Source organism: Nitrosomonas sp., assembly GCA_016703745.1.
GTDB lineage: Bacteria > Pseudomonadota > Gammaproteobacteria > Burkholderiales > Nitrosomonadaceae > Nitrosomonas.
Window position 1 is genome coordinate 1328894 of the sequence record JADJBK010000006.1, and the last position, 13794, is coordinate 1342687.

The 13794-nt window shown below is 50.3% G+C and carries 12 protein-coding genes; 11 read left to right on the forward strand and 1 reads right to left on the reverse strand.

What is annotated here, in order from left to right; translation table 11 throughout:
* Positions 1–50 precede the first annotated feature (50 nt).
* The 5 genes from smc (at position 51) to IPG31_07375 (ending at position 7492) form a co-directional block, all read left to right on the forward strand.
* On the forward strand, positions 51–3596 hold the full coding sequence (smc, locus tag IPG31_07355) for a chromosome segregation protein SMC (GenBank protein ID MBK6618176.1): 3546 nt from the start codon (positions 51–53) through the stop codon (positions 3594–3596).
* 90 nt (positions 3597–3686) lie between these two features.
* Positions 3687–4820, forward strand: a complete 1134-nt coding sequence (locus tag IPG31_07360; GenBank protein MBK6618177.1) for a cell division protein FtsZ — start codon at positions 3687–3689, stop codon at positions 4818–4820.
* A gap of 37 nt (positions 4821–4857) precedes the next feature.
* Positions 4858–5121 carry a CDGSH iron-sulfur domain-containing protein gene (locus tag IPG31_07365; GenBank protein MBK6618178.1) on the forward strand — a complete coding sequence of 88 codons (264 nt, stop codon included), beginning with the start codon at positions 4858–4860 and terminating at the stop codon, positions 5119–5121.
* A gap of 169 nt (positions 5122–5290) precedes the next feature.
* Positions 5291–6532, forward strand: coding sequence for a vanadium-dependent haloperoxidase (locus tag IPG31_07370; protein MBK6618179.1), 1242 nt, complete (start codon positions 5291–5293; stop codon positions 6530–6532).
* An 81-nt stretch (positions 6533–6613) separates the two neighbouring features.
* On the forward strand, positions 6614–7492 hold the full coding sequence (locus IPG31_07375; protein MBK6618180.1) for a zinc metallopeptidase: 879 nt from the start codon (positions 6614–6616) through the stop codon (positions 7490–7492).
* A 60-nt stretch (positions 7493–7552) separates the two neighbouring features.
* On the opposite strand, the gene typA is transcribed toward IPG31_07375, so the two are convergent.
* A complete protein-coding gene (gene typA / locus IPG31_07380) occupies positions 7553–9367 on the reverse strand; it encodes a translational GTPase TypA (GenBank protein MBK6618181.1) in 1815 nt (604 codons plus the stop codon).
* Positions 9368–9509: 142 nt separating this feature from the next.
* Here typA and IPG31_07385 point away from each other — a divergent pair, with 142 nt between their 5' ends.
* The 6 genes from IPG31_07385 to IPG31_07410 are packed head-to-tail and all read left to right on the forward strand — an operon-like array spanning position 9510 to position 13782.
* Positions 9510–10103, forward strand: coding sequence for a riboflavin synthase (locus IPG31_07385; protein MBK6618182.1), 594 nt, complete (start codon positions 9510–9512; stop codon positions 10101–10103).
* Between the two features lie 6 nt (positions 10104–10109).
* Positions 10110–11219 (forward strand): 3,4-dihydroxy-2-butanone-4-phosphate synthase, encoded by a 1110-nt coding sequence (ribB, locus tag IPG31_07390; protein MBK6618183.1) that lies wholly within the window; start codon positions 10110–10112, stop codon positions 11217–11219.
* 41 nt (positions 11220–11260) lie between these two features.
* Positions 11261–11755 carry a 6,7-dimethyl-8-ribityllumazine synthase gene (locus IPG31_07395; GenBank protein MBK6618184.1) on the forward strand — a complete coding sequence of 165 codons (495 nt, stop codon included), beginning with the start codon at positions 11261–11263 and terminating at the stop codon, positions 11753–11755.
* Positions 11752–12240 (forward strand): transcription antitermination factor NusB, encoded by a 489-nt coding sequence (nusB, locus tag IPG31_07400; protein ID MBK6618185.1) that lies wholly within the window; start codon positions 11752–11754, stop codon positions 12238–12240. The genes IPG31_07395 and nusB overlap by 4 nt, the downstream gene beginning before the upstream one ends.
* Positions 12241–12275: 35 nt before the next feature.
* Entirely contained in the window at positions 12276–13259 is a 984-nt protein-coding gene (gene thiL / locus IPG31_07405; protein MBK6618186.1) for a thiamine-phosphate kinase, read from the forward strand.
* On the forward strand, positions 13240–13782 hold the full coding sequence (locus IPG31_07410; GenBank protein MBK6618187.1) for a phosphatidylglycerophosphatase A: 543 nt from the start codon (positions 13240–13242) through the stop codon (positions 13780–13782). Before thiL ends, IPG31_07410 begins: the two co-directional genes overlap by 20 nt.
* Positions 13783–13794: the final 12 nt, after the last annotated feature.

Here is a 13794-nt window from a genome sequence, read left to right on the forward strand (position 1 = left end):
CACATTTTTCGTTTAAAATCCACATTATTATAACCTTCCGCCTGTCCGAATTGCGTCTCTCCGAAATAAAACTCGCTGGTTTCAAATCCTTTGTTGATCCCACTGTCATTCCCCTCCCCGGAAATCTGGTTGGCATCGTTGGGCCGAATGGTTGCGGCAAATCCAATGTGATTGACGCGGTGCGCTGGGTGCTGGGTGAGTCACGCGCATCTGCACTGCGCGGCGAATCGTTACAGGACGTGATCTTCAATGGTTCGGCCAAGCGTGCGCCGGTGAGCCGCGCCAGTGTCGAATTGGTATTTGACAATAGCGCCGGCAAACTCGCCGGGCAATGGGGGCAATACGGCCAGATTGCCATCAAACGTGTCATGCAAAAAGCGGGGGAGTCCACCTATTACATCAACAATATTCATGTGCGTCGGCGTGATGTTGCGGATATCTTTCTGGGTACCGGCGTAAGCGGACGCGGTTACGCCATTATCGAACAGGGCATGATTTCTCGCGTAATCGAGGCCAAGCCTCAGGAATTACGGGCATTTCTTGAGGAAGCCGCAGGCATTTCCCGCTACCGCGAGCGACGGCACGAGAGCGAATTGCGCTTGTCTGACGCGCGCGGCAACTTGCTGCGTCTCGACGATATCCTGGCAGAATTCAGTAAACAGACGCATCACCTGCAGGCGCAGGCACAAGTAGCCGCGCGCTATCATGAATTGCAAGCGAAACGTCTGGCCGCACAGCGTATGCTGTACGCGCAGCAGCAACAGCAGGCCGCCAGCGCACGCGCTAAAGCACAAACAGATATCAGGCGTCACATTGAAAACCTGGGAAACATTCAGAACAGTCAACAATCGGCAGAGCAGGAGCTGGAAGCACTGCGTACCCGTCACAAAGCTGCCGGTAATCAGCAGCTCGAACTGCAGGGAAAACTGTACGAAGCCGATGGTGAAATTGCGCGTATCAACCAGGAGCTCCAGCACATGCGTGATAATCAGGCGCGCCTGTCAAAACAGCTTGCCGATATCGGCAATCATCTCCAGGATTACGAGGCACGGCTGGAGAACAGGCAGACCGATAGCGTAACCTGCCAGGATCAGCTGCAACAGGCAAGCGCATTGCATCGTGATTTGCAGCAACAGTCCCTGGTAGCAAACCAGCAGCTGCCGTTACTGGAAACCACGGCAAAAACCGAGGGAATGCAATTGACCGCAGTACGGGAAAAATTACTGGCTGTTCAACATAATGAAAAACTGCAGCAACATCAGCTGGCTAATGCGGAAAAAATCCTGCAGCAATTACGGCTGAAGCAACAGAAATTACAGAATGAGCAGCAACAACAGCCGGTGGTTGACCCTGACGCGCTCGCTGTCTTACAACAGCGGGCTGATAAGCTATCCACGCAGTTGACGCAACAACAGCAGATGTTGACCTCGCTGGAAGTGCAGCTGAAAGTGGCACAGCAGGAAAAGGCTGTCTTTGAGAAAAAAAACCAGGCCTGTCTGCAGGAAATAACCCAGGTCAAAGCGCAACATGATGCGTTACAGCATTTGCAACATCAGACTCATCACGATCAGGAGATGAAGGCATGGGCAAGCCAGCATCAGCTGGATACCCTGCCACGGCTATGGCAACAGATTCGCATTGAATCGGGGTGGGAAACTGCGCTGGAATCTGTGCTGCATGCACGCATAGAAGCGGTGAACATCGATCAGCTTGAACAAGTGCTGGCGTGGCGGCAGCATCCTCCCGGTCAATGGACGGTATATGAAGCAACTGATTGGATCGATCAAAAACATCGCAACACTCAAATGCATCATACCGATCAACCTGAACGACAACCGCTGGCGAAACAGTTGCGCTACCAGAATCCCGCCCTGCAACCGGTACTGGAAGGCTGGCTGGCTGGTATATTTATCACACAGGATATTGAATCCGGCCTGATGGACAGGAAATATCTCGCATCGGGAGAGTGGCTGGTCACAGCGCAGGGACATATTCTCAGTCGCCACAGCATCAGTTACTTTGCACCGGATTCGGCACGGTATGGTGTGCTTGCCCGTCAGCAGGAGATTGAGCATCTTGCTGCAAGGCATGTCGAAATCGAAGCGGCGTATCTCATTTCTCAGCAGACTCTGGCGCAGGCCCAAGCGCATTGCCACGATCTGGCAACCAGAATTACGCAGACCCGCCATGAAATCGACCAGCATCGAGCGAAGTTTCATGAACACCAATTGCAGATTATGCAATTGGTGCAGCAGCAGAATCATATTATTCTGCGGGGGCAGCAGCTTGATAAGGAACTGGCGGAACTGACGCAGCAGATGGCACAGGAACTATCGCATAAGGAACAGACTGAATCCAGTCTGGCTGCCTGCCTGATTGAACAATCCGGGCTCGACGAGCAAATGCGGCTGGCACAATCAGTATTTCAGAAATCCAGCCAGGCTTTGACTGCACAGCGCACACTCATTCAACAAATAAGCGATCAGTTGCGTGAAGCCACTTTCAATGAAAAACGCTTTCAGGACAGACTCATCGACTGTGAACGACAATTAGAACAAATCGAGCACGACATGGCGGCGCTGGCACAAAGCCGCCAGCAACTGGAGCAATCACAGGTTGAATTTGATCAGTCTTCGCTGCTGGCCAGGCAGACGCAATGGCAGACGCAACGGCTGCAGCATGAACAATCGCTGGCAACCATTCGCGAGACCATCACAGCGATTGAGAAGCTGATCAGCGAGACGGAACAGACCCGTATCCACGCGGAGCAGGAACATCATGCCATCAGTGAAATGCTCAATCAGGCGCGACTCAAAGAACAGGAAGCCAGTCTGAACGAAAAGCAGTTTATCGATAAATTGCTGGAGCTGGGGCTGGAGGATGCCTCATCCATTGCGCCACATGCCAGCAAGGAATTACCCGCGAAACTGCAGGCACGGGTCAATCAACTGACCGAGGATATCGCCGCACTGGGCGCGGTCAATCTAGCAGCGCTGGCTGAGCTTGAAGCGTTGCAGGAACGTGAGGCAACGCTTGCGGCACAATTACAAGATCTGCAGCAGGCGATACAGGCGCTTGAGCAGGCGATTTGCCAGATTGACGGAGAAACCAGAGAGCGCCTTGCCACCACTTTTACCGAAGTGAATCGCAATCTGGCTGAATTGTTTGCTTCCGTTTTTGGTGGCGGCCAGGCAGAACTCCTGCTTGGTGGTGATGACATTCTGCTGGCAGGGGTGCAGTTAACCGCACACCCACCCGGTAAAAAAAACAGCTCGATCCATTTGTTGTCGGGTGGAGAAAAGGCATTGACCGCGTTGGCACTGGTGTTTTCGCTGTTCAAGCTCAATCCGGCGCCATTCTGTTTGCTGGATGAGGTTGATGCGCCTTTGGATGACAGCAATGCAACTCGATTTTGCGAACTGGTCAAGCGCATGGCGCAGGATACGCAATTCTTATTCATCAGTCACAACAAGTCCACGATGCAAATGGCGCAGCAGCTGATCGGCGTGACCATGCATGAACAGGGTGTTTCCCGCATCGTGACAGTGGATATAGAGAAAATGATAACGATTGAAAATAATGCTGTCCCGGTTTGACAGAATTGAATGATCGAATTATTTGCGCAAAAGGTTATTTAATCTGGCTACCCAGAAAGATTATAATTCCGCAGGAAGGGAGAAAATTTTATGAGTGATCTGCAACTTAGTCTGATTGTAATTGGAATCGTGGTAATCGCTGGAGTATTACTGTTCAACTATTGGCAGGAAGCCCGTTATCGCCGCAAAACAGGTAACGTATTGAAACATGAGCATGGCGATGCCCTGTTTGGTGAAAAAAAATCGACGATGCCGGCAGAACGGATCGAGCCTGAATTTGGTAACAATGTACGATTCTCGGCTCCTGACGAGCCATCCTATCAGTCAACAATGATTGATCAGCAGCCGCTGGCTGATCAATATTTACACGACTCAACCGAAACACCAGAAACCGTCCATTTTGAGAGTGTCATCAACTACACGGCAGAGATCCATTCGCATTCCAGGATTCCTCATGAGCGATTGATGGACCTGTTGCAGCAAAAATTTGATTTTGGAAAACCAGTACGCTGGTTTGGCATGGGCACGGACGAATCGTCATGGGAAGAAATTACACTGGAAACTGCACATGCCGGAAAAAGCTATGTGCGACTCAAAGGATGTTTACAGCTGGCGGACCGATCCGGCCCAGTCAGTGAAATCAATCTGTCGCGATTCCGCGACATGATGGACGAATTTGCTATTCAAATCGCCGCTGAAACGGATTGCCCGGATATTGCAAATGCCTACGCGATCGCGCTCGAGCTGGATAAATTCTGTGCGGATGTTGATGTAATCATGGGAATCAACATTATCAGCAAAGATGGCGGTGCTTTTATCGGCACCAAAATTCGTGCATTGGCAGAGGCTTCCGGATTCGTGCTTGAATCGGAAGGCGTGTTCAGATACCGCGATAGCGAAACCAATGCCGTACTGTTTTCACTGGGTAATTTCGAGTCTACCCTGTTTTTACCTTCCAACATGCGGACTCTGACAACCCATGGCATTACTTTTCTGCTGGATGTGCCCAGGGTAGCCAATGGAGAACGAGTTTTTGAACAGATGGCGCATATTGCCAAACTGTTTTCCTCAACCCTGAATGGTATTCTGGTGGACGATAACCGGGTACCACTCAGTGAAAATGGCATTAAAAAAAGCAAAAAACAGTTACGCGATCTTCAAGCAGAAATGGCTGAAAACAATATTCCCGCTGGCAGCTCAATTGCATTAAAATTATTCGACTAACGTCATGACATCACCACGATTACAAAAGGAGAAGTAGATGAGTGAATCCAATAAACCCCCAAAATTTGCACCTATCCAGGTTCAACTTGAAGCGGGTAAACAGTATTACTGGTGTAGATGTGGCCTGAGCAAAAACCAACCCTTCTGTGATGGTTCACATAAAAATACGGGTATTACCCCGCTGGCGTTTACGACTGATGAGAGCAAATCTGCCTGGCTATGCACCTGCAAGAAAACAGATAAAGCGCCCTATTGCGATGGTACGCATAAGGCAATCAACCGCGAGAATGGTTACGAGTAAAAGTTGTCGGCAATCAGCAGACAGCTTAAGTGGGCAGGCAGCCCTGCCCTACCCATCTGCTGGCAGTGTGTGACGAGCAGCGAAATATGGATTCTCAGAGATGCTCTGAATATGCGCCAGCCTTCTACAGGTTGGATCATGCTTAGATAAAAATAGGAAGGTACGATTAATGCACCCGAATGACACAAATTTACTCCACAAAATACTAATACTGACAATTATTTTGTTGATGCTGGCACCGTCTGTGCAAGCTGATGCTGTCACTGACTGGAATCAAAGGGCCGGTGATATCGTAGTGAACGCAAACATAGGCCCCCTGCCCGCTGACAGAGCACTGGCAATGACGCAGGCAGCGGTTTACGAAGCTACAAACGCAATTACCAGGCGTTACCCGGTCAGTAGTCCGCAGCTTAAAGTTGCACCCGGCGCCTCGGTCGAAGCGGCAATAGCTGCCGCAGCTCGCAATGTATTACTCAACCTGCTGCCAACTCAAGCATCGGCAATCAATGAAACCTATATGAATGCCATACTTGCAATTATGCAAGGACAGGAAGCAAAAGCTGCAGGCATCGCGGTGGGAGAAGCGGCAGCTGATAAAATTCTGGCCATTCGATCAAATGATGGCGCAACTGCTGGAGAAACCTATCGCCCGTTTACAAACCCGGGCATCTATGTGCCAACCGTCATTCCTGAAGTGCCTCAGTGGGCGATGCGTAAGCCCTGGTTGATGAAAAACCCCGCCCAATTTCGCCCCGGCCCTCCACCAGAGCTGAATAGCGAATTATGGGTTCGTGATTACAATGAAGTAAAAACACTCGGAGGACGTAACAGTAAACGTCGTACTACCGAGCAAACCGAAATTGCACTATTCTGGGAAGAGGTCATGCCGCCGATCTATCATGGCATTGTCCGGTCGGTTGCCAAACAGCCAGGTAGAGAGATCACGCAAAATGCCCGCCTGTTTGCAGCGGTTACCCAGGCTTCCGCTGATGCATTGATTGCGGTTTTTGATGCGAAATATCATTATGGTTTTTGGCGGCCTATAACTGCCATCCGCAATGGTGATATCGATAATAACAATCTGACAGAACGGGATCCTGCCTGGATACCCCTGATCGACACACCCATGCATCCGGAATACCCGTGTGCACACTGTATCGTTGCCGCTGCGGTAGGTACGGTATTGCAAGCAGATGCAGGTGATGCTCCGGTACCCGTACTGACAACCAGCAGCCATGCAGCTGGTGGCAGAATACGAAACTGGGAAAAAATTGAGGATTTTGTACAGGAAGTTATCGAGGCTCGAATCTATGACGGCGTACATTACCGTAACTCCGGAGAAACGGGGGCAGCGATGGGAAAGGAAATTGGCAATCTAGCCATCCAGAAATATCTGACAACAGGGAAGTAATGAATGTGAGCCACGTATCCGGATAAAATTCCAGAAAAACTGCTTGTAATTGGTTGGTTAAATTCGCTTCGAGGTTTAAAAATGAAATGGTCGCGCGCACGCCGCAGCAGTAACGTCGAAGATCGCCGAGGGGGCTCCATGCCTGGCGGCGGAATAATCGGAAAAATGGGTGTGGGTGGTATTGCCGCTGTAATGCTGGTTGGATGGATGCTGGGAAAGGACCCCCTGGAAATGCTGGGAATCCTTTCACAAATAAGTGAAACCGGTCAGGTTGCCAGTGCCACAACAGGAACAACCCCACCTACCCCGGTTGATGATGAGGCGTCCCGTTTCATTGCGAGCATACTGGGAGAAGCCGAAGATGTCTGGAGCGAGCTTTTTGCGCAATCAGGCAGCTCATACCGGCCCTCCAAACTGGTGCTGTTTACTGACAGGGTTGTTTCTACCTGTGGTGGCGCTCATGCCGCCATGGGACCGTTCTACTGTCCCTTGGATGAAAAGGTATATCTTGATCTCAGTTTTTTCAGAGAAATGCGCGCCAGACTCGGTGGTGGAGGTGATTTTGCTGAAGCTTACGTCATTGCGCATGAAATAGGTCATCACATTCAGACTTTGACAGGCATCTCACAAAAAGTGGATGACGCCAGACGCAGAGGGCAACGTGTGGACGGTGATGGCGGGATGCTAGTGCGACTCGAACTCCAGGCAGATTGTTACGCGGGTGTTTGGGCGCATCGAGCACAACAGCGCCACAAATGGCTGGAACCAGGTGATATTGAAGAAGCGATGTCAACCGCCAGTGCCATCGGTGACGATCGTTTACAAAAACAGTCTGGTGGTACTGTGGTTCCTGATGCGTTTACTCATGGCACCGCAGAGCAGCGCATGCGCTGGTTTCGTGCCGGCTTTGAAACAGGCGAAGTCAAACAATGTAACACTTTTTCTGCCACCCGGCTTTAGGCATATTTAAGACTTATGCGCTTTTGGTAGCCGAGGGGGGGGTAGATTCCATATATCACATCAGGCCGCTGTTCTTGAAGCCCGTTTACGTTCATGTTCCAGCAGAAAACGCTTACGAATACGAATATTTTTAGGTGTAATTTCTACCAATTCATCATCGGCTATAAATTCAATGGCAGACTCAAGCGTTAATTCAATAGGTGGAATAAGCGCAACCGCCTCATCGTGACCTGAAGCACGGATATTAGTCAGCTGCTTACCTTTAACTGGATTGACGATCAAATCATTATCACGGCTGTGTATGCCGATGACCATGCCTTCGTAGAGGGGATCACCAGGCTTGACGATCATGCGGCCACGATCCTGGAGTTTCCACAAGGCATAAGCGACGGCTTCCCCGTGTTCAGCTGAAATCAAAACGCCATTTTTACGCGCCGCAATATCAGATCGAACAGGACCGTATTCATCAAAAACATGACTCATGATGCCGGTACCTCGCGTCATGGTCATGAATTCCGACTGGAAACCGATCAAGCCGCGCGCTGGAATGCGATAATCCAGACGCACCCGCCCACGGCCATCCGAAACCATATCCAATAAATCACCACGACGCGTACCAAGCGCTTCCATAACCGCACCTTGATTCACCTCATCCATATCAACGCTCAGAGCCTCAAATGGCTCACACTTGACACCATCAATTTCGCGTATGACCACGCGAGGACGGGAGACTGCCAGCTCGTAACCTTCACGTCGCATGTTTTCAAGCAAAATCGTTAAATGCAGCTCACCCCGCCCAGAAACCAGAAAAGAATCCGTATCAGCTGTTTCTTCAAGGCGCAGAGCCACGTTGGTAAGCAGTTCTTTCTCAAGACGTTCCCGCAATTGACGACTGGTCACAAACTTGCCTTCTTTACCTGCAAAAGGTGATGTGTTGACCTGAAAATTCATCGATAGTGTTGGCTCATCGACAACCGGCATGGGCAACGCTTCCGGATGGCCGATATCCGTTAAGGTGGTGCCGATCCCGATCTCCTCGATGCCACTTACCAGTACGATATCCCCGGCAGTAGCCTCGCTTAGCTGCACACGATCCAGCCCCTGAAAACCGGATACCTGGTTAACACGCGCTTTTTTTGCTGGCTTGTCGCCAGTAATAACCATGACATCCTGCCCGGGTTTCAGACGTCCGCGATTGATGCGGCCAATCCCGAGACGCCCGACAAAGCTTGAATAATCGAGTGCGGTAATCTGGAATTGCAGCGGTTCATCTGGATTTCCTGTCGGGGCGGGAACATATTTGAGAATCGTATCAAACAGAGGACGCATGTCCTTGCCGGGTTGCGCTGGATCCAACGAAGCATATCCATTGAGCGCAGAAGCGTAAACAACTGGGAAATCAAGCTGTTTCTCGGTTGCGTTCAGCTTGTCAAACAAATCGAAGGTATGATTGACTACCCAATCAGGCCGCGCACCGGGGCGATCGATCTTGTTTACGACCACAATCGGGTGCAAGCCGAGCGCCAGCGCCTTGCGGGTAACAAAGCGGGTTTGCGGCATAGGACCTTCGACCGCATCCACCAGCAGTAATACGCCATTGACCATGGATAACACACGCTCGACCTCACCGCCAAAATCAGCATGGCCAGGGGTATCGATGATGTTGATATGCACACCTTCGTAATCAATGGCACAATTCTTGGAGAAGATGGTGATGCCACGCTCCCGCTCAATATCGTTGGAATCCATCACACGTTCAGCGATGGTCTGGTGCGCCGAAAAAGTGCCAGCCTGATGCAGTAACTTATCAACCATCGTGGTCTTGCCATGGTCAACGTGGGCGATAATAGCGATATTACGGAGTGCGCGTGTCATAATAAACCGATCCTTGGGAAACAAATTCTGCAACTAAATGAAAACGGTCGATTATACCAGTGTATCTGGCTTACCGCAGTTATCTGTCTGATTTATCAGATTGATGATCCGCATGGTTTTTAAAAATTACAGGTAATTTTGAATGTTTACCGGCATTGTAAAAACAGTTGGCAACATAGAGCATATTGATCAATGCGAGGGTATTTTACGGATACGCATTCATCCGGGTGCAATCGACTGGCGGGAGGTTACCGTGGGGGACAGTATCGCGGTCAATGGCATTTGCCTGACGGTGATGACGATTGACGATAACAGATTTTTATTTGAGGTCTCCGGTGAAACACTGGCGTGCACACATGGCCTGGATAAAGTCGGCAATCAAGTCAATCTTGAGCCGGCCCTGCGTTTATCCGACCGGCTTGATGGCCATCTGGTCAGCGGACATGTTGATGGCGTAGGTACGGTTAAGGAAATCAGCCCGCAAAAAGATCGCTGTGGTGTGGTCATACAAACGCCAGACGCCTTACTTAAATACATTGCGCCAAAAGGGTCGATTACGGTTGATGGTGTCAGCCTGACAGTTAACCGGGTCGAAGGAAATAGCTTTGAAGTAAATCTGGTGCCCTATACACTGCAACACACTAATTTTAGTTTTTTAAAACCAGGGGGGAAAGTGAATCTGGAAACCGATATGATCGCCCGATACGTCGCTCGCTTATTAAACCATGCAGGATAACGAAACATGAAGCCGGTGGTAAGTTCAATTGAAGAAATTCTGGCCGATTTCAAGGCCGGGAAAATGGTCATTCTGGTGGATGAGGAAGATCGTGAGAATGAGGGTGATCTGGTTCTGGCAGCGGATTTTGTCACGCCAGAGGCAATCAATTTCATGGCGAAACATGGCAGGGGGCTAATTTGTCTGACGCTGACGGAAGCACGCTGTCATCAGCTCAAGCTGCCGATGATGGTGGATGCTAACCATTCACCACTGGGAACCAATTTCACCGTTTCCATTGAGGCCAGAAGTGGCGTAACAACCGGCATTTCGGCAGCTGATCGCTCTCGCACCATTCAGGCTGCGATAAAGGCAGATGCCCGGCCGGAAGATCTAGTTCAGCCGGGTCATATTTTTCCACTCAAAGCACAACAAGGCGGGGTGCTGGTCCGTGCAGGCCATACCGAGGCGGGATGCGATCTGGCGCGACTGGATGGCCTGACGGAAGCAGCGGTCATCTGCGAAATTCTCAAAGATGATGGCGAGATGGCACGCTTACCCGACTTGATCGATTTTGCAGCCAGGCATCAGCTCAAAATTGGCACTATCGCCGATCTAATTCAGTATCGCAGCCGTACTGAGCGCCTGGTTACCAGGGCATCTGAAAGTAAACTACAAACCGTACACGGGGAATTTAGCCTGGTTGTTTACCACGACAAAATATCAGGGGTGATGCATCTCGCGCTGGTAAAGGGCGAGATGGATGCAGACTCAGAAATTCTGGTTCGCGTTCATGAACCGGTTTCGATCATTGATATATTGGAAATCGATGACTGCACCCATGCCTGGAGTATTCACAATGCTATGTCGCTGATTGCCAGGAAAGGTCAGGGGGTAATTGTGCTCCTTAACCGTAAAGATGACATGCAGGCTCTGTTGGAGCGTATCATGCCGACACGGCCTTGTCTTGAGGACAAATCCAGACCCGATCTGCGCAATTATGGTATTGGGGCGCAAATTCTGCGGGATCTTGGCGTTCAGAAAATGCGCCTGCTGGCGACACCACGCAAAATGCCGAGCATGACAGGATTTGGTCTTGAAGTTACCGGCTATCTGGAATCCGAATCAACCACCTAAACCAAACGTATTTTTTAGAAACTTATAAAAAGGAATTAACCATGGCCTACTATGACAACATCCCAGAGCTTGAAACTGAACTTGACGGCAGAGGACTCAGCATAGGTATTGTCATGAGCCGGTTCAATCTTGATATTGCAGAAGGCTTACTCAGCGCCTGTACCGCCGAACTGATCAAATTGGGTGTAAATGAGTCCGACATGATGCTTGTGACCGTGCCCGGAGCACTGGAAGCCCCACCAGCGTTGCAGAAGCTTGCGATAACCGATCGGTTTGATGCGTTGATTGCGCTCGGAGCGGTTATTCGCGGAGAGACCTATCATTTCGAGATAGTTGCCAATGAATCTGCACGCGGGCTGATGATAGTGGGGCTGGACTACGATATTCCGATTGCGAACGGTATCCTCACAACCAGCACGGATGACGAGGCCATTGCGCGGATGACCCAGAAAGGTACCGAAGTCGCACGGGTTGCAGTGGAAATGGCGATCACAATTTCCAAACTCGACGACATTAATATTGACGATCAGGAATGACGCAATCCACTCTCGTTCCACCAGGAAAACCTGCACCCAAATTCAAGAATCGTCGCCGTCTGTCGCGGGAACTGGCGTTGCAGGGAATTTACCAGTGGCGTCAGGCACAAGGTGAGTCGCGTGACATCATTGCACAGTTACATGAAACCAAAATTTTTGTCCGTGCTGATAAAGCCTATTTTGAGGATTTATTAAACGGGGCATTGCGGCATGCCTTGGAGCTGCAAACTCATATTCAGCCCTATCTGGATCGTCAGTTGACTGAGCTCAGCCCAGTCGAATATTCAATTCTATTACTAGGCGCTTACGAACTCGCACACCACCCGGAAATTCCCTATCGCGCCATCATTAATGAAGCTATTGAACTGGCCAAAAGCTACGGTGGCACCGATGGCCATCGCTACGTCAACGGGGTGATGGACAAACTGGCAGCAGCACTGCGCACAACTGAAATCGGCATGCTGGCATCCGCCAGCAGAGAATAAATACCTGGCCAAACTTATTTCGCATTCATCTCTCCATGAATTCCGAGTTCGATATTATTCGCCGTTACTTTACGCGCCCATCCAGGCTGGCACTGTTGGGTGTGGGTGATGATGCAGCAATCATTGCCTGCCATAGCGGGATGGATCTGGTGGTTTCCGCAGATACCCTGGTAGCAGATCACCATTTTTTTGCACAAACCGACCCCGGTAATCTAGGGCATAAATCGCTTGCCGTGAATCTGTCAGATATGGCAGCAATGGGCGCAACGCCCCGCTGGGTGCTGCTGTCGTTAACGATGCCGCAGGAGTTGGGACAGAATGATGCCTGGTTGAGCGCTTTTTCCAGCGGGTTCTTCGCACTTGCCGATCAGTTTGAAGTAGAACTGATCGGCGGTGATACCACCTGTGGACCGCTAAATATCGGGGTACAGATCATGGGTGAAGTCCAGCATGGCATGGCATTGAAACGCAGCACCGCAGCACCCGGAGACGATATCTGGGTTTCTGGTGAACTGGGTGATGCCGCGATGGCACTGGGCTATCTGCGACGCAAAGTCGTACTGACACCACAGGAAGCGCAAACCTGCTTAAACCGGCTGAACCAACCCGTTCCCCGTGTTGGTCTCGGTCAACAGCTACAGGAGCGGGCAAGCAGCGCCATTGATATTTCCGATGGGTTACTCGCCGATCTTGGCCATATCCTCAAATCCTCGGGTGTCGGTGCAACGATTGATTTTGAACGTATCCCCTGCAGTAACGCACTAAGAAAAAAATTAACACCGGGACATCTTGAATGCAAGCTTGCTGTGGATTGTCTGCTGGCAGGCGGAGACGATTATGAATTATGTTTTACCGCAGCAGCAAACAACCATGAAACACTCCTGCAGCTATCACAACGGAGCAACATCCAGTTGACCTGTATCGGTAAAATTGTTGCGGGTAATGGCCTGATCGTATCAACTGCAACCGGCATTCCCGTCTATCACGAGAGAAAAGGCCATGATCACTTCCTTGCCTGAAAATTACTCACCGGAATACCCGCGCAAAAGGCAGCCGGATATTACTTTTGTGCATATTCGGCTGGCTCATTTCATTGCCATGGGTGCCGGCATCGGACTGGTTCGTTACGCACCGGGCACGTTTGGTACGCTTGCTGCCTTTCCTCTGTACTGGTTTCTAAATCACTGGCTGGATACCTTCTCGCTGTTACTCGTTATCGACGTATTTTTCATACTGGGGATCTGGGCCTGCGCCGTCACAGGCCGCGCACTCAACGTGCCTGATCATTCGGGAATAATATGGGATGAAATTGTAGCCTTCATGCTGGTACTCTTCTTCATTCCAGATGAATGGCAATGGCAACTCGCTGCATTTCTATTATTTCGTTTTTTTGACATTGTGAAACCCGCACCGATCAATCACTATGATCAACAGCTAAAAGGGGGATTTGGCGTTATGTTTGATGATCTGCTAGCAGCGTTTTACACGCTGCTGTGTTTAGCTGGCTGGAAATCAATGGTGTTATTTGAGAGCTATTTCTAAGCTTTTTCCGGC